The sequence below is a fragment of the Streptomyces triculaminicus genome (assembly GCF_017349075.1).
GTDB classification, from domain to species: domain Bacteria; phylum Actinomycetota; class Actinomycetes; order Streptomycetales; family Streptomycetaceae; genus Streptomyces; species Streptomyces triculaminicus.
The window spans coordinates 200798-225379 of record NZ_JAFMOF010000005.1; the positions used below are offsets into that span (position 1 = coordinate 200798).

At 73.1% G+C, this 24582-nt stretch carries 21 protein-coding genes and 1 pseudogene; 18 read left to right on the plus strand and 4 right to left on the minus strand.

The genetic code is table 11. The features are described from left to right. The first annotated feature begins 135 nt into the window (after nucleotides 1-135). From J1792_RS29235 to J1792_RS29245, 3 genes are all read left to right on the plus strand, one after another. Complete coding sequence (locus J1792_RS29235) at nucleotides 136-654, plus strand: DUF4240 domain-containing protein (RefSeq protein ID WP_179199113.1); 519 nt, start codon at nucleotides 136-138, stop codon at nucleotides 652-654. A gap of 33 nt (nucleotides 655-687) precedes the next feature. Beyond that, nucleotides 688-1584, plus strand: a complete 897-nt coding sequence (locus tag J1792_RS29240; protein WP_086574718.1) for a TIGR01777 family oxidoreductase — start codon at nucleotides 688-690, stop codon at nucleotides 1582-1584. A 176-nt stretch (nucleotides 1585-1760) separates the two neighbouring features. After that, nucleotides 1761-3077 carry an NAD(P)/FAD-dependent oxidoreductase gene (locus tag J1792_RS29245; RefSeq protein ID WP_086574719.1) on the plus strand — a complete coding sequence of 439 codons (1317 nt, stop codon included), beginning with the start codon at nucleotides 1761-1763 and terminating at the stop codon, nucleotides 3075-3077. A 71-nt stretch (nucleotides 3078-3148) separates the two neighbouring features. Here J1792_RS29245 and J1792_RS29250 read toward each other — a convergent pair whose 3' ends face one another. Beyond that, the gene (locus tag J1792_RS29250; protein WP_207248559.1) at nucleotides 3149-4651 is read right to left on the minus strand and encodes an NsdA family TPR-like regulatory protein; all 1503 of its coding nucleotides are present in this window, start codon (nucleotides 4649-4651) and stop codon (nucleotides 3149-3151) included. A gap of 271 nt (nucleotides 4652-4922) precedes the next feature. On the opposite strand from J1792_RS29250, the gene lipB reads away from it, so the two are divergent. The 4 genes from lipB (at nucleotide 4923) to J1792_RS29270 (ending at nucleotide 8028) form a co-directional block, all read left to right on the plus strand. After that, nucleotides 4923-5726 carry a lipoyl(octanoyl) transferase LipB gene (lipB, locus tag J1792_RS29255; RefSeq protein ID WP_207248560.1) on the plus strand — a complete coding sequence of 268 codons (804 nt, stop codon included), beginning with the start codon at nucleotides 4923-4925 and terminating at the stop codon, nucleotides 5724-5726. A gap of 151 nt (nucleotides 5727-5877) precedes the next feature. Continuing rightward, nucleotides 5878-6843, plus strand: a complete 966-nt coding sequence (lipA, locus tag J1792_RS29260; RefSeq protein WP_086569760.1) for a lipoyl synthase — start codon at nucleotides 5878-5880, stop codon at nucleotides 6841-6843. A 230-nt stretch (nucleotides 6844-7073) separates the two neighbouring features. Then, the gene (locus J1792_RS29265) at nucleotides 7074-7334 is read left to right on the plus strand and encodes an SCO2195 family GlnR-regulated protein (RefSeq protein WP_242646874.1); all 261 of its coding nucleotides are present in this window, start codon (nucleotides 7074-7076) and stop codon (nucleotides 7332-7334) included. A gap of 10 nt (nucleotides 7335-7344) precedes the next feature. Beyond that, nucleotides 7345-8028, plus strand: coding sequence for a DUF4191 domain-containing protein (locus J1792_RS29270; protein ID WP_086569762.1), 684 nt, complete (start codon nucleotides 7345-7347; stop codon nucleotides 8026-8028). A 146-nt stretch (nucleotides 8029-8174) separates the two neighbouring features. On the opposite strand, the gene J1792_RS29275 is transcribed toward J1792_RS29270, so the two are convergent. Next, on the minus strand, nucleotides 8175-8642 hold the full coding sequence (locus tag J1792_RS29275; protein WP_086569765.1) for an RDD family protein: 468 nt from the start codon (nucleotides 8640-8642) through the stop codon (nucleotides 8175-8177). Between the two features lie 198 nt (nucleotides 8643-8840). Between J1792_RS29275 and glnA the strand changes: the two genes are divergently transcribed. Further along, the gene (gene glnA / locus J1792_RS29280; RefSeq protein ID WP_086569767.1) at nucleotides 8841-10250 is read left to right on the plus strand and encodes a type I glutamate--ammonia ligase; all 1410 of its coding nucleotides are present in this window, start codon (nucleotides 8841-8843) and stop codon (nucleotides 10248-10250) included. Nucleotides 10251-10463: 213 nt separating this feature from the next. Further along, nucleotides 10464-12686 carry an NADP-dependent isocitrate dehydrogenase gene (locus J1792_RS29285; RefSeq protein ID WP_086569769.1) on the plus strand — a complete coding sequence of 741 codons (2223 nt, stop codon included), beginning with the start codon at nucleotides 10464-10466 and terminating at the stop codon, nucleotides 12684-12686. Nucleotides 12687-12790: 104 nt separating this feature from the next. Here J1792_RS29285 and J1792_RS29290 read toward each other — a convergent pair whose 3' ends face one another. Continuing rightward, complete coding sequence (locus J1792_RS29290) at nucleotides 12791-13573, minus strand: winged helix-turn-helix domain-containing protein (protein ID WP_207248561.1); 783 nt, start codon at nucleotides 13571-13573, stop codon at nucleotides 12791-12793. Between the two features lie 64 nt (nucleotides 13574-13637). Here J1792_RS29290 and J1792_RS29295 point away from each other — a divergent pair, with 64 nt between their 5' ends. From J1792_RS29295 to J1792_RS29330, 8 genes are all read left to right on the plus strand, one after another. After that, nucleotides 13638-15098, plus strand: coding sequence for an MFS transporter (locus J1792_RS29295; RefSeq protein WP_207248562.1), 1461 nt, complete (start codon nucleotides 13638-13640; stop codon nucleotides 15096-15098). Between the two features lie 66 nt (nucleotides 15099-15164). Continuing rightward, the gene (locus tag J1792_RS29300) at nucleotides 15165-15566 is read left to right on the plus strand and encodes a cupin domain-containing protein (RefSeq protein ID WP_086569776.1); all 402 of its coding nucleotides are present in this window, start codon (nucleotides 15165-15167) and stop codon (nucleotides 15564-15566) included. Nucleotides 15567-15785: 219 nt separating this feature from the next. Then, the gene (gene sph, locus J1792_RS29305; RefSeq protein ID WP_086569777.1) at nucleotides 15786-16805 is read left to right on the plus strand and encodes a sphingomyelin phosphodiesterase; all 1020 of its coding nucleotides are present in this window, start codon (nucleotides 15786-15788) and stop codon (nucleotides 16803-16805) included. 335 nt (nucleotides 16806-17140) lie between these two features. Further along, nucleotides 17141-17689 (plus strand): winged helix-turn-helix domain-containing protein, encoded by a 549-nt coding sequence (locus J1792_RS29310; protein WP_207248563.1) that lies wholly within the window; start codon nucleotides 17141-17143, stop codon nucleotides 17687-17689. A gap of 61 nt (nucleotides 17690-17750) precedes the next feature. Continuing rightward, a complete protein-coding gene (locus J1792_RS29315) occupies nucleotides 17751-18425 on the plus strand; it encodes a rhomboid-like protein (RefSeq protein ID WP_207248564.1) in 675 nt (224 codons plus the stop codon). A 50-nt stretch (nucleotides 18426-18475) separates the two neighbouring features. Further along, a complete protein-coding gene (locus tag J1792_RS29320) occupies nucleotides 18476-19303 on the plus strand; it encodes a tyrosine-protein phosphatase (protein WP_086575332.1) in 828 nt (275 codons plus the stop codon). Between the two features lie 72 nt (nucleotides 19304-19375). After that, nucleotides 19376-21313, plus strand: coding sequence for a hypothetical protein (locus J1792_RS29325; protein ID WP_086575334.1), 1938 nt, complete (start codon nucleotides 19376-19378; stop codon nucleotides 21311-21313). Between the two features lie 78 nt (nucleotides 21314-21391). Continuing rightward, a complete protein-coding gene (locus J1792_RS29330) occupies nucleotides 21392-22108 on the plus strand; it encodes a TetR/AcrR family transcriptional regulator (protein WP_086575336.1) in 717 nt (238 codons plus the stop codon). Here J1792_RS29330 and pulA read toward each other — a convergent pair. Beyond that, nucleotides 22065-24323, minus strand: a pseudogene (pulA, locus tag J1792_RS29335) (pullulanase-type alpha-1,6-glucosidase); the annotation flags it as partial. The gene J1792_RS29330 and the pseudogene pulA sit on opposite strands and share 44 nt — an antisense overlap. On the opposite strand from pulA, the gene J1792_RS35995 reads away from it, so the two are divergent. Next, the gene (locus J1792_RS35995; protein ID WP_372446197.1) at nucleotides 24231-24434 is read left to right on the plus strand and encodes a hypothetical protein; all 204 of its coding nucleotides are present in this window, start codon (nucleotides 24231-24233) and stop codon (nucleotides 24432-24434) included. The pseudogene pulA and the gene J1792_RS35995 overlap by 93 nt on opposite strands. The last annotated feature ends 148 nt before the right edge of the window (nucleotides 24435-24582 follow it).

The window sequence follows — 24582 nt, forward strand, 5'->3', positions numbered from 1 at the left end:
TGCCAGCGATACCAGACATCTGTTGTCCTGATTTTCCGGCAACCGGGCACCACCCGCCTCCGGTAACAACACGGCCGCATCCGGAGCCCTCCGGGTGCGTCGCCCCCCTCGAGGACCGATGCTGGTCCCGTGATGATGGACGAGACGGAGTTCTGGGAGCTGATCGACAGCGCACGAGAGACCGCCGAGGGAGACCCCGAGGACCAGGCCGACCTGCTGGTCGAGAAGCTGACGCAGCTCGACCCGGACGCCGTGCTGGACTTCGCGCGGCACTTCGAGGCGCGCTACAACCGTGCCTATCTCTGGGACCTGTGGGGGGCCGCGGCCGTGCTCCTCGACGGGGCGAGCGACGACGTCTTCGACTACTTCCGCTGCTGGCTCATCGGGCAGGGCCGGGAGGTCTTCGAGGGCGCCGTGCACGAACCGGACGCGCTCGCCGACCTGCTGGAGGACTTCGACGAGGACGTGGACGGGGACGGCGAGGACCTGGGCTACGCGGCGGACGAGGCGTACGAGCAGCTGACGGGCGTGGAGACCCCCGACCTCGGCCTGCCCCCGCAGCCCTCCGAACCGCTCGGCACGCCGTTCGACCTCGAGAACGAGGCGGTGCTGGCCGAGCGCTTCCCCCGGCTCTGGGCCCGCTTCTCGTCCTGATTCTCCTCCTGCGAAGACATCGGACGGGACATCATGCGCGTAGCGGTCACGGGATCGACGGGACTGATCGGCAGGGCGCTGACGCGCGCCCTCGTCCGGGACGGCGACGAGGTGGTACGCCTGGTGCGCCACCCGCCCCGGCAGCCCGGCGAGGTGGAGTGGGACCCCGCCCGGCAGCGGGTGGACGCGGCGGGCCTCGCCGGGTGCGAGGCGGTCGTCCACCTGGCCGGGGCCGGGGTGGGCGACCACCGCTGGACGGCGGCGTACAAGAAGGAGATCCGCGACAGCCGGGTGCTCGGCACCGGGGCGATCGCCGAGGCCGTGGCCTCGCTCGACACCCCGCCCCGGGTCCTGCTCAGCGCCAGCGCGATCGGCGTCTACGGCGACACCGGCGAGCGGGTCGTGGACGAGAACACCCCGCCCGGCCGGGGCTTCCTGGCGGACGTCTGCCAGGAGTGGGAGGCGGCGACGGGCGCGGCCACGGAGGCGGGCGTACGCACGGTGCTGCTGCGCACCGGCCTGGTGGTGTCCGCCGACGGCGGCGCCTGGGCCCGCCTCTTCCCCCTCGCGAAGCTGGGGCTGGCGGGCCGGCTGGGAAACGGCCGGCAGTACTGGAGTTTCATCTCGCTCGCCGACCACGTCGCGGCCCTGCGGCATCTGCTGCGCTCCTCCGACCTCTCGGGCCCCTTCAACCTCACGGCACCCCACCCGGTCACCAACCGCGAGGCGACCGAGGCGACGGGGCGCGTGCTGAGGCGTCCGGCGCTGCTGCCCGCGCCCGCTCCGGCGCTCAGGCTGGCGCTGGGCGAGATGGCCACGGAAGTGCTGGCCAGTCAGCGTGTGCTGCCCCGCCGCCTGCTGGAGTCCGGCTTCGTCTTCGCCCACCCGGATATCGAGAGCGCCGTACGAGCGGCGCTGGCGAAGAGCTGACGCCCTCGGCCCGCACCCCGGAACGGGGTTTATGCGACCGCCGTGCGACCGTGCTCGGCCCGTGCGCGACTGTTATTGACCGGATTTCTCTCTACGGTCGAGGCGAACTCGCGCATCGCCGCCGCCGGTTGAGGGCATCAGGCCCCCGAGCGAGCGGACCGACCCCGGGAGGGCACGTGCTCAGCAGCGCACGCACCGCACACCACGCCGATGTCGTCGTCGTGGGGGCAAGCCTGGCAGGCCTCTCGGCGGCCCAGCACCTGATCAGCTCCGGCGTGACCGTGACCGTCCTGGAGTCCGGGCCCCGGCCGGGCGGCCGCATGACGACCGACGCGGTGGACGGCTTCCTCCTGGACCGCACGGGCCAGCTGCTCAACACCTCGTTCCCCGAGCTGATCCGCACCCCGGGGCTCGAGGCGCTCAAGCTGCGCCCCTTCAGCCCCGGCGTGCTGGTGCACACCGACGGCCGCAACCACCGCACCGGCGAACTGCGCGGCGCCAAGCGCGCCTTCACCACCGCCCGCGCCTTCGCGGCGGCCCGCGCCTCGCGCAGCGCCGGCCTCGACCAGGCCCGGCTGGGAGCGGCCCTGGCCCGCCTCGCCGCACTGCCCATCGACCGCATGCTGGCCCGCCCGGACCGCCCCACCTCCACGACCCTCGCCACCCGGGGCCTGCCGGCCCGTACGGTGGAGGGCTTCCTGCGCCCCCTGCTGGCGTCGCTGCTCTCGGACCCGGACCTCACCACGTCCAGCCGCTGCGCCGACCTGGTCCTGCGCGGCTACGCGCGCGGCCGCCTCTGCCTCCCGGCGGGCGGGGCCGGCATCATCCCGGACCTGCTCGCGGCACAGCTGCCACCGGAGACGGTCCGCACCGGCGTCCACGCCAAGGCGGTGGGCACCACGGCGGTGGACACGGCGGAGCACGGCGAGATCACCTGCCGCTCGGTCGTCGTCGCCACGGGCGCCCGCTCGGCGGCGGAGCTGATCCCGGGGCTGCGCCTGCCGGGCTTCCACCCCGTGACGGTCCTGCACCACGCCGCGGACGAGCCGCCGCTGCGCGACGCCTCGCTGATCCTCACCGGCACCCGCCGGGGCCCGGTGGCCCACACCACGGTGGCCAGCGAGGTGGACCCGGACCGCGCGCCGGCCGGCGAGGCCCTGATCACCTCGACGGTCCTGGGCGCGGCGGCGGGCCTGCCCACGGCGGAGCTCGACCGGGCGGCCCGGGCCCAGCTGGCCCGGGTCTACGGCACCTCGGCCTCAAGGTGGCGGCTCCTGGCGGCCCATCACGACCCGGACGCGGTCCCGGCCATGCCGGCCCCGCACGACGTGCGCCGCCCCGTGCGGCTGCTGTCGGGCCTCTACGTCTGCGGCGACCACCGCGACACCAGCACGGTCCAGGGGGCGCTGTTCTCCGGCCGCCGGGCCGCACAGGCGGTCCTGCGCGACCTGGGCGTCCGCCCGGGACAGGGGCAGGCCCTGCGGGCGGCGTAGCCCGGCCCGGCGACGCGGCCCGGTGGGCACGACCGGCGACGCCGGGCCACGACGCCGTCAGAGCACCGCCGTCAGAGCACCGAGACCTTCTCCCGGTACGCCCGTACGGCCGCGGCGTCCCGGTAGGGCTCGAGCCGGCGCTCGAAGTCCCGTACGTACTCCAGCGCCCGCACCGAGCGCATCTCCGCGGCCGACTGCGCCGCCTCCACCCCGAGCGAGCACGCCGGCTCCAGCTCGCCCAGCCCCAGCCGCGCCGACGCCAGCACCACCTTGCAGAACAGCCGGCTGCGCGCGTAGGCCGGTGCCCGCAGCTGCAGGGACCGCTCCGCGTGCTGCGCGGCGGCGCGGTACTGCTGCAGGTCCCGGTGACAGTGCCCGAACTCGTCGGCGAGCTGCGCCTCGTCGAAGAACCGGGCCCAGTACGGCACGTCGTCGCCCGGCCGCGAGGTCTCCAGCGCCCGTTCCGCCCGGGCCAGCGACGCCGAGCACGCCCGTACCTCCCCCAGGACGCCGTGGCCCCGGGCCTCCACCGCGTGCAGCAACGACTGCACCACGGGCGGCGCCCCGGACCCGACGCCCTGCTGGGCGACCCGCGCCAGCTGCACGGCCTCGCGGCCGTGTCCCAGGTAGACGGCCTGACGGCTCATCGTGACCAGGACATAGCTGCCGTAGGCGCGGTCGCCGGCCGCCTGGGCCAGCCGCAGCGCCTGGACGTAGTAGCGCTGGGCGAGGCCGTGCGCCGCGATGTCGTACGACGTCCAGCCCGCGAGCCGGGTCAGGTCGGCGGCCGCGGCGAACAGCCGCCGGCCCGTCGTCTCGCCGTACACGCCCCGCAGCATCGGCTCGGTCTCGTGCTCGAGGTAGCGCACCAGCGCCTGGCGGGCGTGCCCGCCGCCGTAGGCGTTGTCGATGGTGCGGAACAGCTCTCCCACCGATCGCAGGGCGGCGATGTCTCCCATGGAGACGCGGGCGCCGGGCGCCCGCTCGGCGAGCCGCTGGCGGGGCAGCGACAGCGTCGGGGGCGGCAGGGCCGGGGCGCCGGGGGCGGGTGGCGCTCCCTGTCCGGCCCGCGCCTGCTGCGGTACGCGCGCGCCGTCTCCGGAGGGCGCGGGGCCCGGCCCGCGCGCCACCCGTTCGTCCGCGCGCCCGATCAGCCAGTCCCGGCTCGGCACCACCAGCCCGGCCGGGGTGAAGGCGATCTTCCGCAGCTCGGTGTGGCTGCCGGAGTCCTTGCGCCAGAGCCCGCTGACGATGTCAATGGCCTCTTCCGGTGAGGCGGCGAATTCGAGCCCGGCGTACACGGGGGCGCATGCGTCCAGCCCGAGGTCCTGGGCGGACAGCCGCCGCCCGAGCCGCCGGGTGAACACCTCGGCGATCAGCGCGGGCGTGGTGCCCCGCGGCTGCTGGCCGCGCAGCCACCGCGTGACGGAGGTCTTGTCGTAGCGCAGGTCGAGGCCGTGTTCGAGCCCCAATTGATCGACGCGGCGGGCCAGGCCCGCATTGGAAAAGCCGGCCTCCGCGATGAGCGCCGCGAGCTGACGGTTGGGGATGCGCTGTGGGGGTCGTTCCGTCATCAGCCTGCCGGTCTCCCTGATCTTTGTTCCTGGAACGGCGTGAACTTAGCGGCCCCCAACGCCCCGATCGCCACCTTCGCCCCGCATTCATCCGATCGTGTGAGGACAGCTCACCCGCCCCCGGAGGATCACCGCGGAAGATCACCGGGAGATCGGCCGGAGTGATCGCCCTCCCCGGCCCCCTGCGGGTTCGCCGGCGCTCCGCCGTACAGTGGCAAGAACGCGAGCGACACGATGTGGTTCGAAGGTTCGAAGGAAAAGGGAAGCTGCCGTGACTGAGCTGCGCTTTGTCCACCTGGGCTTCGGAGCGGACGCCGTCGAGTACCAGCAGGCGTGGCAGGAGCAGCGCACCGTCCACGCGGCGCGGTTCGCGGACGAGATCCCGGACACCTGCCTCCTCCTGGAGCACCCGGCGGTCTACACGGCCGGACGGCGCACGGAGGACAGCGAGCGCCCCCTGGACGGCACCCCGGTCATCGACGTCGACCGCGGCGGCAAGATCACCTGGCACGGTCCCGGCCAGCTCGTCGGCTACCCCATCCTCAAGCTCCCCCGCCCGGTGGACGTCATCGCGCACGTCCGCCGCCTGGAGGAGGCGCTCATCCGCGTCTGCGCCGAGCTCGGCCTGGAGACGACCCGGGTGGAGGGCCGCAGCGGGGTGTGGGTGCTCGGCGACCCGGTGGAGAGCCGCCCGGCCATCGGGGGCCTGAGCCTGGACTTCGACCCGCGGCTGACGGACGAGGAGTTCGACCCCCGTCTGAACGGCCCGGAGTACGCCCCCTCCAACGCCGGCCAGCGCCGCGAGGACCGCAAGCTGGCGGCGATCGGCATCCGCATCGCCAAGGGCGTCACGATGCACGGCTTCTCCTTCAACTGTGACCCGGACAACACCTGGTTCGACCGGATCGTCCCCTGCGGCATCCGCGACGCCGGTGTGACGTCGCTCTCCAACGAACTGGGCCGCCGGGTGACCGTGGCCGAGGTGATCCCGCTGGTGGAGAAGCACCTGCGGGAGGTCCTGGAGTCGGCCGAGCCGCGCCCCCGCGCGGTGGAGCCGGCCGCGGCCGGCTCCTAGCGGGGCCGGAGGCCGAGCGGGCCCGCGGAAGGGAATGTGCCCCGGGCACCGACGGTTGCCTTGGGCGTACGCGCAGTCGCGCGTATCAGCGTAGGAAATAACGGGCGTACCCTGGTGTCCGCCGAGGAATCGAAGTCATAGGGAGCCGGACGTGTCCGCAGTCGCACCCGACGGACGCAAGATGCTGCGCTTGGAGGTCCGGAACGCCCAGACCCCCATCGAGCGCAAGCCCGAGTGGATCAAGACCCGGGCGAAGATGGGCCCCGAGTACACCGAGCTGCAGGGCCTGGTGAAGCGCGAGGGTCTGCACACGGTGTGCCAGGAGGCGGGCTGTCCCAACATCTACGAGTGCTGGGAGGACCGCGAGGCGACGTTCCTCATCGGCGGCGACCAGTGCACCCGGCGCTGTGACTTCTGCCAGATCGACACCGGCAAGCCGCAGGCGCTCGACCGCGACGAGCCGCGCCGCGTGGGCGAGTCCGTCGTCGCGATGGACCTGAACTACGCCACCATCACCGGCGTCGCACGCGACGACCTCCCGGACGGCGGCGCCTGGCTGTACGCCGAGACCGTGCGCCAGATCCACCAGCAGACCGCGGGCCGCGCGGGCGGCCACACCAAGGTCGAGCTGCTGGCCCCCGACTTCAACGCGGTGCCCGAGCTGCTGGAGGAGGTCTTCGCCTCCCGCCCCGAGGTCTTCGCCCACAACGTCGAGACCGTCCCGCGGATCTTCAAGCGGATCCGCCCCGGCTTCCGCTACGAGCGCTCGCTCGAGGTCATCACCCGCGCCCGCGAGGCCGGCCTGGTGACGAAGTCGAACCTGATCCTGGGCATGGGCGAGACCCGCGAGGAGATCAGCGAGGCGCTGCAGGACCTGCACGACGCGGGCTGCGACCTGATCACCATCACCCAGTACCTGCGCCCGTCGGTGCGCCACCACCCGGTGGAGCGCTGGGTGAAGCCGCAGGAGTTCGTGGAGCTCAAGGAGGAGGCGGACGAGATCGGCTATGCCGGCGTCATGTCCGGCCCGCTGGTCCGCTCCTCCTACCGGGCGGGCAGGCTGCACCAGCAGGCCATCGAGCGACGCGAGGCGGCGGCCGCGGCGAAGGCCGTCTGAGCCAGCCCCTTCCGGAACGTCCGTTGACGCGGCCCGCACCTCCCGGCGACAGCCGGAGAAGGTACGGGCCGCGTCAACGTTTCATAGGTGTTTGACCAACAGGTCATCCGTTGGTAACACCGTTCAGTGACGATGGGTGTACGCACAGCAGTGCGACCCCACCCGTACGGCCCCCAGCAGTACCACCCTCCACGCCTTCGATGACCGACGCTCCCGAGGGGAAATCCGAGATGCAGGCCGCGCCCGGTACCGCAGTCCTGTCGACCGCCACCCGCGCCTCCACCGCACTGCCGTCCACCCTGTCCGTACGACCCCCGTCCGTCACCGGCGCCCTGCGCGCGCTGGAGGGCCTGCTGATGCGCGGGGGCCAACGCACCGCCCGGCGCAACGCCTGGACGGCGGTGCTGGAGGACCGCCGCCGGGCCAAGGACAGGCGTGAGGCTCAGCATGTGCTCGAGGCCGTGGCTACCCCTGGTCCGCAAGCCACGTAAACTTCGCCGTATGGCGAGGAAGGAAACATCCGAGAACCCCGGGCGACTGAAGCAGATCGCCCTGACCTACAAGATGACCAAGAAGGTCGACTCGAAGGTCGGTCTTGTCGTCGCGGCTGTGGGCATTGTCACCTTCGGTGTACTCCTTGCCATCGGCTTCTTGATCGACCACCCGATTTACCTGGGCATTCTGGGCTTCCTGCTGGCCTTCCTCGCGATGGCGATCGTCTTCGGGCGACGCGCCGAGCGCGCTGCCTTCGGGCAGATGGAGGGCCAGCCGGGCGCCGCCGCCGCGGTGCTGGAGAACATCCGGCGCGGTGGCTGGACGACGACCCCCGCGGTCGCGATGAACCGCAACCAGGACGTCGTCCACCGTGCCGTGGGCAAGGCGGGCATCGTGCTGGTCGGCGAGGGCAACCCCAACCGGGTGAAGGCCCTGCTGGCGGCCGAGAAGAAGCGCATGGCGCGCATCGTCGCGGACGTCCCGGTGCACGACATCGTGGTGGGCGACGGCGAGGGCCAGGTGTCGCTGAAGAAGCTCCACACCACCCTCCTGAAGCTGCCCCGGGTGCTGCCGGGCGCGCAGGTGACGGCCGTGAACGACCGGCTGCGCGCGCTGGGCGACATGATGAGCAACATGCCGATCCCCAAGGGGCCCATGCCGAAGGGCATGCGGATGCCGAAGGGCCGCTGACGAACGAAAAACATGACAATGGGGCGGGGCGGGACCATTCGGTTCCGCCCCGCCCCATTTTCCGTTCGTGCCGTGTCTCGATTACATCTCGGTTATGCGGGATTCGCTGTGCGGATCCACGGTCGGATCCGCCGTCGGATCCGCGGTCAGATCCGCACCTGAACGGCGCGCGAGAAACGGTCGTGAAGACCGCGCGTGTCGCGGTCCCAGACCACGGCGGGAATGACGAGGACGAGCAGCAGGCTGCGCAGCAGCACCCGCGGCAGGGAGAGCCGGGCGCCGTCCTCGGAGATCACGCGCAGGCCCAGCAGTCGCTTGCCGGGGGTGCAGCCGATCGTGCCGACGGTGAGCAGGCTGAGCACGAAGAAGATCAGAACGGCCCAGTTCCCGACCCGCTGAAGATCGGCGCCACCCAGAAAGCCGTATGCAATGAGCTCGCACAACGCCCAGTCGACGACGAGGGCCGCGATGCGGCGGCCGGGCGGGGCGACGGAACCCGGCCCCTCCTTCGGGAGCCCCAGGCGCTCCCCCCGGTGGCCGAATTCGACGCCCATGTCCTCGGCGGCGGCGCGGGGACCGGAGAGCCATGATCCGATTGCTTGCCTGTTGTCCACCCATCAAAGGTACTGCGTCCCCCTACGTTCCCCGGCGCCCGGGTACGCCCCTGCCGCGCGGCGGTTAACGTCGGCGAAACAAATGGGTCATGCTTGAGAAATCCCGTCTCTCTAGGGTCGGCCCCAGCGCGCCATTGCGATACGGACCGCGCCACCGAAGCAATCCCCGACCCGAGCGGCCGGGCTAGGAGGAGTTGGATGTTCCAGAACGCCGACGAGGCCAAGAAGTTCATCTCGGACGAGGACGTCAAGTTCGTCGACGTCCGGTTCTGCGATCTGCCCGGCGTGATGCAGCACTTCACGATCCCGGCCCATGCCTTCGACCCGAACGAGGAGCTGGCGTTCGACGGCTCGTCGATCCGCGGTTTCCAGGCGATCCACGAGTCCGACATGGCGCTGCGCGCGGACCTGTCGACGGCCCGTATGGACCCGTTCCGCCGGGACAAGACGCTCAACATCAACTTCTTTATCCACGACCCGATCACGGGTGAGCAGTACAGCCGCGACCCGCGCAACATCGCCAAGAAGGCCGAGGCCTACCTCGCCTCCACCGGCATCGCCGACACCGCGTACTTCGGCCCCGAGGCCGAGTTCTACGTGTTCGACAACGTGCGCTTCGAGACCAGCGCGAACCAGTCCTTCTACCACATCGACTCCGAGGCCGGCGCCTGGAACACCGGTGCGGTGGAGAACAACCGCGGCTACAAGGTCCGCTACAAGGGCGGCTACTTCCCGGCCCCGCCGGTCGACCACTTCGCCGACCTGCGCGCCGAGATCTCCCTGGAGCTGGACAAGGCCGGCCTGCAGGTCGAGCGCCAGCACCACGAGGTCGGCACCGCCGGCCAGGCCGAGATCAACTACAAGTTCAACACGCTGCTCGCCGCGGCCGACGACCTGATGCTCTTCAAGTACATCGTGAAGAACGTCGCCTGGCGCAACGGCAAGACCGCGACCTTCATGCCCAAGCCGATCTTCGGTGACAACGGCTCCGGCATGCACGTCCACCAGTCGCTGTGGAGCAACGGCGAGCCCCTCTTCTACGACGAGCAGGGCTACGCCGGCCTGTCGGACACCGCCCGCTACTACATCGGCGGCATCCTCAAGCACGCCCCGTCGCTGCTGGCCTTCACCAACCCGACGGTGAACTCCTACCACCGCCTGGTCCCCGGCTTCGAGGCCCCGGTCAACATGGTCTACTCGCAGCGCAACCGCTCCGCGGCCATGCGTATCCCGATCACGGGCTCGAACCCGAAGGCCAAGCGCGTCGAGTTCCGCGCCCCGGACCCGTCCTCCAACCCGTACCTGGCCTTCTCGGCCCTGCTGCTGGCCGGTCTGGACGGCGTCAAGAACAAGATCGAGCCGGCCGAGCCGATCGACAAGGACCTCTACGAGCTCGCCCCCGACGAGCACGCGAGCGTCCCCCAGGTCCCGACCTCCCTCCCGGCGGTCCTCGAGGCCCTCGAGGCCGACAACGAGTACCTCCAGGCCGGCGGTGTCTTCACCTCCGACCTGATCGAGACCTGGATCGACTACAAGCGCACCAACGAAATCGCGCCGATGCAGCTGCGGCCGCACCCGCACGAGTTCGAGATGTACTTCGACATCTAAGAACCCGGCGTCTCGCGACGACCCGAGTCCGGACCCCGAGCCCCGTTCCCGCCTGTGCGGGAGCGGGGCTCGGGGCGTGTCCGGGGGGATCTCCGGATTCCGGGGCCCATCCAGGGCGCGGGGCGTATCTCACGCCAGGTCCCTGTCGAGTGGGGAGCGCTCACGAGATATCTTGATGTCGAGCAATGTTGCAGACGTGGAGCGGAGCACCCGGTGACTGACTCGACCATCATCTATACCCACACTGACGAGGCGCCGGCCCTGGCCACGTACTCGTTCCTGCCCGTGGTCCAGGCCTACGCCTCGACGGCCGGGGTCACTGTGGAGACCCGCGACATCTCGCTGGCGGGCCGGATCATCTCGCAGTTCCCCGAGTTCCTGGAGGAGGGCCAGCGCGTCGCCGACGCCCTCGCCGAGCTCGGCGAGCTGGCCAAGACGCCCGGCGCCAACATCATCAAGCTGCCCAACATCTCGGCCTCGATCCCGCAGCTGAAGGCCGCGATCGCCGAGCTGCAGGAGCAGGGCTACGCGCTGCCGGACTACCCGGACGACCCGAAGACCGACGAGGACCGCGACGTCCGCGCCCGGTACGACAAGGTCAAGGGCAGCGCCGTGAACCCGGTGCTGCGCGAGGGCAACTCCGACCGCCGCGCCCCCGGGTCGGTCAAGAACTACGCCAAGGCGCACCCGCACCGCATGGGCGCCTGGACGGCCGAGTCGAAGACGAACGTCGCCACCATGGGCGTCGACGACTTCCGCTCCACCGAGAAGTCCGCGGTCGTCGCCGAGGACGGCTCGCTGCGCATCGAGCTCTCGGGCGACGACGGCTCGACCACCGTGCTGCGCGAGTCGGTCCCCGTCCTCGCGGGTGAGGTCGTCGACGCGTCCGTCATGCGCGTCGCGGCGCTGCGCGAGTTCCTGTCGGCGCAGGTCGCCCGGGCCAAGGCCGAGGACGTGCTGTTCTCGGTGCACCTGAAGGCCACGATGATGAAGGTCTCCGACCCGATCATCTTCGGTCACGTGGTGCGCGCCTTCTTCCCGAAGACGTTCGCGAAGTACGGCGAGGTCCTGGTCGCGGCCGGCCTGTCCCCGAACGACGGCCTCGGCGGCATCCTCAAGGGCCTCGAGACGCTGCCCCACATGGGTGACGAGATCAAGGCGTCCTTCGAGGCCGAGCTCGCCGAGGGCCCGGCGCTGGCCATGGTCGACTCCGACCGCGGCATCACCAACCTCCACGTCCCCAGCGACGTCATCGTCGACGCCTCCATGCCGGCCATGATCCGCACCTCCGGTCACATGTGGGGCCCGGACGGCCAGGAGGCCGACACCCTCGCCGTGCTGCCCGACAGCAGCTACTCGGGCGTCTACCAGGCCGTCATCGAGGACTGCCGCGCCCACGGCGCCTTCGACCCGGCCACGATGGGCTCGGTGCCCAACGTCGGTCTGATGGCGCAGAAGGCCGAGGAGTACGGCAGCCACGACAAGACCTTCGAGATCCCCGTCACGGGCACCGTGCGGGTCGTCGACGCCAAGGGCGACGTCGTGCTCGAGCAGGTCGTGGGCGCCGGCGACATCTTCCGCATGTGCCAGACCAAGGACCTGCCGATCCGCGACTGGGTCAAGCTGGCCGTCACCCGTGCCCGCGCCACCGGCGACCCGGCCGTGTTCTGGCTGGACGAGGGCCGCGCCCACGACGCGCAGCTGATCGAGAAGGTCAACGCGTACCTGCCGGAGCACGACACCGAGGGCCTGGAGATCAAGATCCTGTCCCCGGTCGAGGCGACGAAGTTCTCCCTCGAGCGCATCCGCCGCGGCGAGGACACCATCTCGGTCACCGGCAACGTGCTGCGTGACTACCTGACCGACCTCTTCCCGATCCTCGAGCTCGGCACGAGCGCGAAGATGCTGTCGGTCGTCCCGCTGATGAACGGCGGCGGCCTGTTCGAGACCGGTGCCGGCGGCTCCGCTCCCAAGCACGTCCAGCAGCTGGTCAAGGAGAACTACCTGCGCTGGGACAGCCTGGGCGAGTTCCTCGCGCTCGCGGTGAGCTTCGAGCACCTCGCGACCACCACGGGCAACGCGCGCGCCCAGGTGCTCGCCGACACCCTGGACCGCGCCACGGGCTCCTTCCTCAACGAGGACAAGTCGCCCAGCCGCCGTCTCGGTGGCATCGACAACCGCGGCAGCCACTTCTACCTCGCCCTGTACTGGGCCCAGGAGCTGGCCAAGCAGACCGCCGACGCCCAGCTCGCAAAGGCGTTCGCCCCGCTGGCCACGTCCCTGGCCGAGCAGGAGAGCACCATCGTCGACGAGCTGATCGCGGTCCAGGGCTCGCCGGTCGAGATCGGCGGCTACTACCAGCCCGACGCCGCCAAGGCCTCGGCGGTCATGCGCCCGTCGAAGACCTTCAACCAGGCGATCGCCACCCTCGGCTGAATCGTTCCGACGGCGGTGACATCCGCCTGACGACCGGCTGAACGCACAGGCCGGGGCCCCGCACGGGGCCCCGGCCTTCGTCGTGCCCGAAGTGCCGGGCTCCTTCAGGCCTCCGCCGCCAGCCCGAACGTGGCGGCCAGCCCCCGCGTGCCGGCGTCCGTCAGATGGACCACGCGCGGGCTCACCCCGTGGCGGAGCCAGCCGAGGCCGAAGAGCCGGGCGGTGACGGCCGCGCCGAGGCCGCCCGCGAGGTGGTGGCGGTGCTCGCTCCAGTCGACGCAGTAGCGGATGGCGGGCCGGCGCCCGGGCAGGCCCTCGGGGTCGACGCCGAAGGCCAGCAGCGTGGCCCGCCCCTCGTCCGTCAGCCGGTAGTCGACGTCGTGCCCGTAGGCGGCGGGCCGGTCCCGGACCGCGGCCCGGGGGTGGTGGCTGCCGTCGTGGCCGGCGAGCAGGCCGCCCTCGATCAGGGATCCCATCAGGGCGACGCCGAGCTGCCCGGCCAGGTGGTCGTAGCAGGTGCGGGCGCGGTGCAGCGCGTTGGCGACGCCGCTCTCGCGCAGGGACGTCACCGGCAGCGGCGGGGCGATCAGGGCCAGCGCCTCGAGGGCGGCGCTGACCTCGGGGCCGGTGAGGCGGTAGTAGCGGCGGCGGCCGTCGCGGTCGGCGGTGACGAGCCCGCCGTCCATGAGCTTGCCCAGGTGGGCACTGACGGTCTGGGCCGTGACGCCCGCCTCGGCGGCGAGCGCGCCGGCGGGCAGCGCGCGCCCGTCGCACAGCGCCTTGAGGATGCGGGCCCGGGAGGGGTCGGCGATGAGCGTGGCGGCGCGGGCGACGTCGGTCTGCTGGCGGAGCCGGTCGTCGGCGCGTTCGTGAGTGGCGGTGCGCATGACGCCACCGTAGCGCGACGACACTTCGGCAGCTGACGAAGTGTCCGGCCCGGAGACTTGAGCCATGACGACGACGACCGGGTCCGCCACGGACCCGAGGCAGGGCGCCGTGGTGAACACGGCGCCCGAACGCCCGCCCTTGCAGCTGGTCCCCCTGATCGCCCTGAGCCTCGGCTATTTCCTCGTGATGCTGGACGTCACGGTGGTGACCGTGGCGGTGCCGGACATCCGTGAGTCGCTGGGGGCCGGAACGGCCTCCCTGCAGTGGATCGTCGACGGCTACAGCACCGTCTTCGCCGGTCTGCTGCTGCTCGGCGGCGGCCTGGGCGACCGGCTGGGGCACCGCAGGATGTTCCTGTGGGGCCTGGCCGTCTTCACCCTCGCCTCCATCGGCTGCGGTCTGGCCTCGTCGACCGCCGTGCTGGTCGCCGGGCGGCTGGTGCAGGGCGCGGGGGCCGCGTTCCTCGTTCCCGCCTCCCTCGCGCTGCTGCAGGCCACCTACCCGGACCGGGCCGTACGGGCCCGGGCCATCGCGATCTGGGGAGCCGTCGCCTCGATCGCCTTCGGTGCCGGCCCCGTGGTGGGCGGCCTGCTGATCTCGGGCCTGGACTGGCGGGCGGTGTTCTGGCTGAACCTGCCGGTGGGCGCGCTCGCGGTGCTGCTCACCCTGCGCCATGTGCCCGCCCCCGCGGCGCGGCCCGCGGCCGGCCGGATGGACCCGGCCGGGCAGATCCTCGGCGTGCTGGGGCTGGTCGCCCTGGCCGGCGCCCTCAACGAGGCGGGCTCACAGGGCTGGACGTCCCCGACCGTGCTCTCCGCCGCCGCCGTCGGCGTGATCGCCCTCGCCGCCTTCATCGTCGTGGAGACCCGGCTGGAGACCGGGCTGACCCGGAACCCGGACGGCCGCAGGCCGCTGCTGCGGCCCTCGCTCTTCCGCCGTGGGGCGTTCTCCGCGACGGCCCTGGTCGGCCTGCTGATCAGCCTCGGCTACTACGGCATGCTGTTCCTGTCCACGCTCTACTTCCAGCAGGAGCGCGGGTACGACGCCCTGCGCACCGGCCTGGCGCTGCTGCCCTCGGTGTGCATGGGTCTGATCGCCGCCCCGGTCTTCAGCCGGATCGCGGCCCGCACCGGCCCGTACGTCCCCATGATCTGCGGCCTGTTCCTGGGCTCGGCGGGCTTCCTGGGCTGGCTGCTCGCCGCGTCCGACACCGCCTACCCCGTGCTGCTGTTCGCGCTCGTCGCGACGGGGCTGGGGCAGACCATGACGGCGCTCTCGTCCACCGCCGCGATCATCGAGTCGGCGCCCGCCGACGGAGCGGGCGTGGCCTCGGCCGTCTTCAACGTCTCCCGCCAGGTGGGCAGCGCCGTCGGCGTGGCCCTCTTCGGCACCCTGACCGCCACCGCCGGCCACCTCACCGACGGGCTGCACATCTCGGCCGTGATCGCCGCCGGGGCCTTCCTCACCGGCGGAGTGCTGGCCCTCTTCGCCCGGCGCAAGAACGCCGCGCTCCGCTCCTCCTGACAGACGGCCGGTCGACCGACCGCTCCGGCACCACCGTTGGCCCACCCGAGCACCAAGGAGATCCTCATGTCGGTTTCCGCACGGAACACCGGTACCGCCCCGGCGCGCGACGTCACCGTACTGCGCAACCTGCTCACCGCAGAGGGCCTCGACGCCCTCGAGTGGGAGACCTGGACCGAGCCCGGCCGCTCGGGCGTCGAGCTCCACCGGCTCTACGTCACCGACGACACCAGACCGGGCTCGGCGCTCGTCACCAGAATGCGCCCCGGCGCCCACGGCGACCTGCACGAGCACCTGGGCTACGAGCTGGTGTTCGTCCTCGAGGGCGAGCTGGTCAACGACAACGGCGACCGCTACACCGTCGGCGATCTCATCGTCGAGGAGCCCGGCAGCGTCCACCAGGTCAGCACCGAGAAGGGCTGCGTCCTCCTCGGAGTGCGCGCGGCCCCGACCGCTCCGCGGTCGTAACGAGCGGGGCGGAGCACCCCGCAGCGTTCCCCCGCCCTGCGGGCGCTCCGCCGTCCCGAGCCCCGTCCCTGACGCGCCTCCCCCGTCGCGTTCCAGGGACGGGGCTCGTCCTTTTTCCCGCGCGTTCCCGCGAGTTCCCGCGAGCCTTCTCCAGGCGTTGCGGTGGTGGTCTCCCGCCCGCCAACGACCCGTTACCCAGGAGTAACGCCAACTGATGGGATGGCACAGGCCCGTTCACCCACCCCCACCCCGGGAGCCGCAGTGCCGTTCACCCAGCGCACCGCAACCGCCGCCCTGTTCACCGCCGCCGCGTTGACGGCGGCCCTGCCGCAGACGGCGATGGCCGCACCGGCCGCCGCCACCCCGTCGCTGAAGGTGCTGACGTACAACACCTTCCTCATGAGCACCGGCCTCTACCCCAACTGGGGCCAGGAGCACCGGGCCAGGGAGATAGCGGCGGCCGGGTTCTTCCAGGGCAACGACGTCGTCGTGCTGCAGGAGGCGTTCGACAACGCCACCGCGGACGGGCTGAAGGCCGCGGCGGCCGACCGGTACCCGTACCAGACGCCGGTGGTCGGGCGGAGCAAGGACGGCTGGGACGCGACCGGCGGCAAGTACTCCGCCACCACGCCGGAGGACGGCGGCGTGACCGTGCTGAGCAAGTGGCCCATCGTCCGCAAGGAGCAGGTGATCTTCAACGACGCCTGCGGCGCGGACTGGTGGTCCAACAAGGGCTTCGCGTACGTCGTGCTGAACGTGGGCGGCACCAGGGTGCACGTGGTGGGCACCCACGCCCAGTCCACCGACAGCGGCTGCGCGGCGGGCGAGGCCGCGGCCGACCGCTCCAGGCAGTTCCGCCAGATCGACGCGTTCCTGGACGCCAAGAACATCCCGGCCGACGAGCAGGTCATGCTCGCCGGCGACCTGAACGTGGACTCCCACAGCGCGGAGTACGCCTCGATGCTCGCCGACGGCGATCTCGCCCCGGCCGACTCCCGCGCCGGCCACCCGTACTCCTTCGACACCAAGGAGAACTCGATCGCGGCCTACCGCTACCCCACCGACCCCCGCGAGGACCTCGACTACGTCCTGCACCGCAACGGCCACGCGCGCCCGGCGGGCTGGCGGAACACGGTGGTCCAGGAGACGTCCGCACCGTGGACCGTCTCCAGCTGGGGCAAGCGGTACACCTACACCGACCTCAGCGACCACTACCCCGTGATCGCCGGGGCGAACTGACCGGAAGATCCCCCCGGACCCGGCCGCGAAGTCGATCTTTCGCCAAGGTTCCGTATCGACCGGCCAAGGGGTCTGCTGCCCCGTCGCGGGCCATGCTTCAATAGGGGGCATGGCCAGCTACCAGAACACCGCGACGGGTCGCAGCGACCTCGAGCCCTTCTGGCCCTCTCGCCAGCACCACGACTTCGACCGAGTGTGTTGTCGCGCGTCCTTCGCGCAGGCCCTCCTCTCTCGCTGACCCTTACGTCGTAGTCAGCCGCCGGCACCAGGTCCGGCCAAGCGGCCCGCGCGCCCAGCACGTCCCCTCGACGTTCTCGCGCGAAAGAGCTTCCGCCATGACGAACCTCCGCACGCTGCCCCTCCCCGCGCAGGCCACCGCCGCCCCCGCCGCCCACCGCCAGCGGCTGCGGGCCGTGGCCCCGGACGAGGTGCCGCCGGTCGCCGAGCTGCTGCACCCGGGGGCCACGTGGATGCCCGCCCCGCAGCACACCCTGCCCTCCCTCCCCGGCCAGCCGCCGATGATCGGCTACCTGGTGCTCGTACCGGCCGGGCAGCCCGCCCCCGAGGCCGTCGCCCCCGTCACCGAAGGCGACGCGCTGGTGAGCATCGACCCCGAGCAGCGCACGGCGAGCGTCGCGGGCCGGGTGCTGGACCTGACCTACCTCGAGTTCGAGCTGCTGTCCCACCTGGTGGCCCACCCGCACCGGGTGCACACCCGCGACCAGCTGGTGACCACGGTGTGGGGCTACGGACACGTGGGCGACGGCCGGACCGTCGATGTGCACGTCGCCCGGCTGCGCCGCAAGATGGGCGCCGAGCACCGCTCCTCGATCGTCACCGTCCGCCGCGTCGGCTACAAGTACGCGCCCCCGGCCGGGATGTGAGACGTACCGCCCCGCCGCTCGCCTCTTGTCGGTGACCGGTGGGGCGGGTGAGGGTAAGGCCATGACCGACACCTCCGGGCGGGGGCCCGTGCGCTTAGCCCTCGCCGACCTCCTGCCGTCCCTCTCCCCCGCCGGGCTGCCCCGCCTGGCGCCCGCCTATGTGGGGGGCGTGCAGCTGGGCGCATACGCCGTGCAACACCTGCTCACGCCCGATGCACGCCGGCGCCTGCTGCGCCTGTGCTCCACCAATGTCGACAACCTGCGCCGGGGCCGCTGGCACACCCTCGCCGGCAGCGCGCTGGTGGTCGAGGCCCCCATGGAGCTGCCCTACGCCCTGCTGCTCCTGGCCGTGCTCGGATACACGGAGTACGCCTACGGCGCGTGGTGGGCGGCGGGCGCCTTCGCGTACGGGCACGTGGGCGCGTCGCTCGTCGTGTACGCGGGCTTGCGCGCCCTGCGCGCCGGGCCGCGGACCCGGGCCGCGATCGACGTCGGGACCAGCTACGGCTTCAACGCCGTGACCGGAGCGCTCACCGCCGCCCTGCCGCGGGGCTACCCGCAAACGGCCGCCCGCGGGGCGCTGCTCGCCCTCGCCACCCGCCCCTGCCTGCACGGATTCCGGCGGACGAGCTTCACGGACGCGGGGCACCTGCTCGCGCTGGCGCTGGGCATGAGCCTGGGACCGGCCCTCGCCGCCGGGCGCCGTCGCGGACTCGGCCGCCCTTCCTCACAATAAAAGGACAGACAATGGGATAAGCGCAAAAGGCAGACAAGGGAGACCCGCCCATGCCGCAGCAGTTCGATGCCTCGACGATCACCAATCTCCGCGACCTCGGCGGCATCGCGCTGGCGGGCAACTCCGCCGTCCGCCCAGGTCTGCTGCTGCGCTCCGGGCGGCTGGACCGCCTGGACCCGGCCACCGATCCCGCCGTCGCCGCCCTGGGCATCCACACGGTCGTCGACCTGCGCTCCGAGCACGAGCGCCGGGAGCGGCCCGACCGGCTGCCCGAGGGCGCCCGGCTGATCGTCGCCGACGTCCTGGCGGGCCTGTCCGCCCACCGCGCCGGCCCCCACCAGGGCCATGCCGCCCCCGGCGACCGGGTGCCCGCCCGGCTCGAGGACGTGCTGGGCAGCCCCGCCGCCGCCGAGGAGCACCTGGGCGGCGGCAAGGCCGAGAAGCTGATGTGCGACACCTACCGCACGTTCGTCACCTCCGAGCCCGCCTGCCAGGCCTACGGCCTGCTGCTCACCACGCTGGCCGAGCCCGACTGCGGCCCGCTGCTCTTCCACTGCACGGCCGGCAAGGACCGCACCGGCTGGGCGGCCACCGTCCTCCTGCTGCTGCTCGGCGCGGACGCCGCCGCCGTCGAGCGCGAGTACCTCGCGGTGACGCCCGCCGTACGGGCCGCCTTCGCGCCGGTCGTCGAGCGCTTCACCGCCGTCGGCGGGGATCCCGCGATAGCCGACGCGATCCTGGGCGTACGGCCCGCCTACCTGGAGGCGGCCCTGGAGGAGATGCACCGCCTCCACGGCGACGTGACGGGCTACGTGCGCGAGGGCCTCGGCATCCCCCACGCGGCCATAGACCGCATCCGGGCCCGCTGCGTGGCGTAGGGCCTGTCCGATAGATCTGCGCCCGCCCACACGGGTGAGGTGACCATCGCATCATTCACTCGTTCTACGGATGTGGAGCAGCAAGCTACAGTCCCCCGGCCCTTCGCCCCGGCCCCCGTCGACGTCGAGCAGGCCGAGGCCGCGCTCATCGAGCACTACCCGCGCCTGGTGCGGCTCGCCTATCTGGTGCTGCCGCCCGCGCTGGGGCGCAACCGCCGGGTCCTGACCGCGCACGCCCTGGTCCAGCGGGCGCTGCCCCGCAACCGCTCGGCCGACTCGGAGCCGGTCCTGCCGGCGCCCCGCGAGGCCGGGGGATCCCCCGGCGACGCGGGGTACGCCTATGTGCGGCAGCGGGTGCTGCGCGCCGCGCTGGACGCGGGCCGCCCGCGCGGCCGGTGGCAGCTCCCCCGGCCGGGCCAGCTGCCGCCGCTGCTCCCCCAGGTGTGGGGCCTGCGGCTGTTCCCCCGCTCCGGCGGCGCCGACGAGCTGGCCCTCGACCAGGCGCTCGCCGCGCTCTCCGGGCCCGCCCGCGCCGCGTACGTGCTGCGCGAGCTGGAGCTGCCGGACGACCGGGACGTCCGCCGGCTGCTGGCCGCCGCCGGGGCCGAGGACCCGGACGCGGCCCTCGCCGAGGCCGGCCGGCTGCGCGTCCCGGCCGGCAGCCGGGACGTCTCGCTGCTGGAGTCGGTGGAGTTCGACCCCTGCTCGCTGCAGGCCAGGCCCACGGACCTGATGCGGCGCCGCCAGCACGCCCGCGCGGCGCTGGCCGCCCTGGCCGCCGCCGTCGTCTGCGGCACGCTCCTGGGGCTGCCGGGCGACGGCTGGGGCTCCGGCAGCGCGGCCGCGCCCTCGTACGCGCGCAACGAGGCCGCGCAGCAGGCCCTCGACCCCGCGCGCCTGACCCGGGCGGCCCCCGACGCCTGGAAGCGCGCCGACCGCCTGGGCTACGCCGGCTGGCCCGCCCGCGGCGACCGCACCGGCGACAAGGACCTGCTGCGCCGGGCGCTCGCCGTCTGGGCCCGGCCCGGGCGCACCGTGCAGGTCACCGCGACCCCCGGCACCCCCTCCGGGCCGGCCGCGGGGCCGCCGCAGCTGCTGTACGCGGGCGAGGTCGACTCCGCCGTGGTGGTGCTCTTCCACGACGGCCTGCGGGCCGTGCGCTACGCCGAGTCCAGGAACGGCGACACCGGATCGGCCGCGCTGGACTTCGCGCGGACCGACGCCGCCGACGGCGGGAGCGCCGCCGCGCTCGTCCTCGGCCGCACCGACGGCAACGTCCGCTATCTCACCGCCCCCTGGGTCACCACCGCCGCCGCGCGCGACCTGCTCGAGCCCACCGCCGCGCCCGAGCCGCTGCACCGCGACGCCGACGGCGTCACCGACCCGCTCCCCAGCCCCGCCGCGAGCGGCGACTGCCGCCGCTGGACCGCCCTGCAGCTCGGCGGCCATCTCGTCACGGACCTGGCCGAGCTGGTCCCGGCCCGGCTCACCTCGGGCGCCCCCGCCGCCCCGCACGACGTGACCACCGCCGCCGAGCGCGCCGGCTGGGCCCACACCGCCTGCCACCTCGCGACGATCCGTGGCCAGGGCGTACGGGCGGTGAACTCCTGGCGGTTCGCGACGCAGGCGCTGCCCGGGGCCGGCGGGACCGCCGAGTGGTTCTGCACCCGCGCCGAGACCTGGCGGGGCGCGGGGAGCCGGGTGCTCGCGCAGTTCCAGGTGCCCGGCGGCCGGGCGGGCGCCCCGGGCACGGTCGTCGCCCGCGCCGAGGACTCCCCCGTCTGCGGCGGGCGCGAGCCGTACGTCCTGGCGGGCGTGCTGTGGAAGTCCCGCGCCGGAACGTGGTACGCCCTCGCGGCCGGCGGCGGCGACGTCGCCTCGGTGACCGCGACCGGCGGGGTGCGCGGCAGCGCCCCGGGGCCGGTCCTGGCCGTGCCGGCCCGGCAGGGCGCGCGCACCGAGCTGACGGCCCGTCTGAAGGACGGCCGGAAGATCGCCGCGCTGCGCTGATCCGGGGTCGGACGGCCCCGCGCGGCAGGCCCAACGGCCCCAGCCGGTGGGCGGTTCGGGCGGTTTAGGATGACCGCCATGACGACCGAGGTCCGCCGCAGGATGAGCGTCGAGGAGCGACGCGAGCAACTCATCGCGGTCGCCCTCGACCTCTTCAGCCATCGCCCGCCCGACACCGTCTCCATCGACGACATCGCCATGGCGGCCGGGATCTCCCGGCCGCTCGTCTATCGGTACTTCACCTGCAAGAAGAGCCTGTACGAGATCGCTCTGCGGCGCGCCGCCGACGAGCTGACGGCGCTCTTCGAGGAGCCCGTCGAAGGCCCGCCGGTCGCCCGGCTGTTACGGGTTCTGCGGCGGTTCCTCGACTTCGTCGAGGGCTACGCCCCCGGATACGCCGCCCTGCTGCGCGGGGGCCCGGCGACGGCCGGCGCGGGGGCGGCGGTCTCGCTGATCGACGGCGTGCGCGGGGCCGCGTACGCCCGGCTGCTGGAACACCTGGGCGTACGGGAGCCGACGCCCCGGCTGGAGCTGACGCTGCGGTCCTGGATCTCCCTGGTCGAGACGACGGCGCTGCTCTGGCTGGACGGGCGCGGCATTCCGCGCCCGGAGCTGGAGGCGCAGCTGGCGCACGCGCTCATGGCGCTCGTCGCGGTGGGCGCCGCCCACGACGAGGACACCGCGGCCGTGCTGGCGCGGGTCCTCGCCGACGAGCCGGCGGACGGCCCGGTGGCCGCCCTGGCGGTCCGGCTCAGCTGCGCCGGAAGACCGCTGCCGTCCTGCCCGGCACGGTGAAGGTGCCCGAGCCGGCCGCGTAGGAGGCCGTCCTGACCACGGGGTCCGAGCCGTGCGCCTGCACCGGGTGGAGGGCGTAGTCCGTGCCGGCGAGGGCGGCGACGCGCTGCGTGCGCGCGTCCGGGGCGGCGTTGAGGACGACGACGAGGTCGCCGAGGCGCATGGTGACGACGCCCGGCGTCTCGTCGCGGCCCGAGAGCGGGAAGCTCAGGGCCGCCTGGACGGCCTCGGCGGTCGCCAGGCCGAACGTCTTCTCCGTGGTGCGGATGCGCAGCAGGTCCCGGTAGGCGGCCGAGGCGGCGGTGACCGGGCCGCAGCCGGGCCGCAGCCCCGGGTCCGCGAGCAGCGGCCTGGCGTACTGCCACTTGTCGGCGTTGTCGCGGGCCGGGGGCAGGCCGCGGCCGAAGCCGTTGCCGTCGGCGCAGTCGAAGTGGATCGCGTTGAACCAGTCGCCGCTGTCGTAGGAGTTGCGGTCCAGGGACTTCGAGCGCAGCAGGTCCGTGCCGGCCTGGGAGAGGGACGGGCCCTGGGAGAGCGCCGCGGCGGCCAGGGCGAGGACCTGGGCGCGGGCCCGGTCGGCGGGCGGGGTGGAGCGGGGCAGCTTGTAGGCGAGGGCGTCGTAGAGCGTCTCGTTGTCGTGGGCGTCGGCGTAGGACAGGGCGTCGCCGGGGGCGGCCGCGTAGCCGGCGGGCGAGCCGTTGTAGTCGACGTCGGCGCCCCGGACGTCGCGCCCGGTGGAGTCGGTGAAGCGGTAGCCCGCGAGGTTGCCGGTCAGCCCGACCTTGATCAGGTCCTGGGCGTGCAGGAGCCGGGCCCGCTGCTCGTCGGGGGAACCGTTGGCGGGCGAGTCGTTGGGCGCCGTGAACAGCCCGGAGGCGAAGCCCTGGACGCGCGGGTCGGCGTCGAAGGGGCCCCCGCCCCGGATCGCGTCGCGGGAGCGGTCGGAGAAGGTGGCGACGCCGGTGCCGGCCATGTTCTTCTGGGTGGCCTGGACGAAGCGGGCGTCGTTCGCGACCTCTCCGAAGTTCCAGCCCTCGCCGTAGAGGATGACCGATTTCCCGTCGACGCCGTCCTTGGCGGGGGTCAGGGCGTCGAGGGCCTTGCGCACGGCGAGGATGTTCGCCTTGGGGTGATGCCCCATCAGATCGAAGCGGAAGCCGTCGACCTTGTACTCCTTGGCCCAGGTGACGACGGAGTCGACGACGAGCTTGCCCATCATGGCGTGCTCGGGCGCGGTGTTCGCGCAGCACGTGGAGGTGGCGACGGTGCCGTCGTCGAGGAGCCGGTGGTAGTAGCCGGGCACGATGCGGTCGAGGACGGACTTCTCGTCCTGCCCGGAGGCCGCGGTGTGGTTGTAGACGACGTCCATGACGGTCCGCAGCCCGGCGTCCGCCAGCCCGCCCACCATCCGCCGGAACTCCAGGGTGCGGCGCGGCCCGTCCGGGTCCGAGGCGTAGGAGCCCTCGGGGACGGTGTAGTGCAGCGGGTCGTAGCCCCAGTTGTACGCGTCGCGGGCGGCGGTCCGGCCGACGCACTTCTGCTGCTCGTCGGAGTCGGCGGGCAGCGCGGCGAGGTCGCAGGGCGGGGTGGCCTGCCCGGCGCGGCGTTCGGGAACGGTGGCGAAGTCGAAGACGGGCAGCAGATGGACGTACGAGGTCCCGGCGTCGGCGAGCTGCTTCAGGTGCCGCATGCCGGCCGAGCGGCGGTCGGTGAAGGCCAGGTAGTCGCCCCGCGCGGAGAAGTCGCGGACGTGCAGCTCCTGGATCTGCGCGTCGCGCAGCGGCACGGCCTTGGGCTTGCGCAGCCGCTGCCAGCCGGCCGGGGCCAGGGCCGGGTCGGCGAGGTCGGTGACCAGGCTGCGGGCGGAGTCGGCGGTCAGGGCGGTGGAGTACGGGTCGGTGACGTGGTTGGTGACGACCTTCCCGGCGGCCGGGGCGAAGACGGTGACGGCGTAGCGGTAGGGCTTGCCGGTCCAGGCGGCGGGGCCGGTGGCGCTCCACACGCCGGTGGCGGCGTCGCGCCGCATGGCCACGGTCCTGCCGTCCAGGTCGAGGGCGACGTTCTTGGCCGTGGGGGCCCAGACGGAGAGGGTGGGGCGGCCGTTACGGAAGGTGGGGCCCAGGTGGGCGGTGGTGGCGGCGCGGGCGTACAGGTCGTCGAGGACGCCCGGTATCTGGACACCGGTGCTGACGCCGCCGTCCGTCTCCGCGACGAGGCGGCCTCTGAGCGCGGTGCGCTCGGTCTTCTCGTCGGCGTCGACGCGGAAGGCGTCGTGGGTGGGGCGAGACGCGGGTACTTCGCCAGGCCGCCGCCCGGCAGGGGGTGAGCGTGATGCGGCCGCGCTCGTGGACGAGACGGTGGGGGCGGGCGGGGTCGCCGAGGTTCTTGGGCCAGGCGATGGTGTGGCGGTCCAGCCACTGGACTTGGGCGGGGGTGGGGGTTGGGGGTGCGGCGGGGTTGGCCGTGGGCAGGGC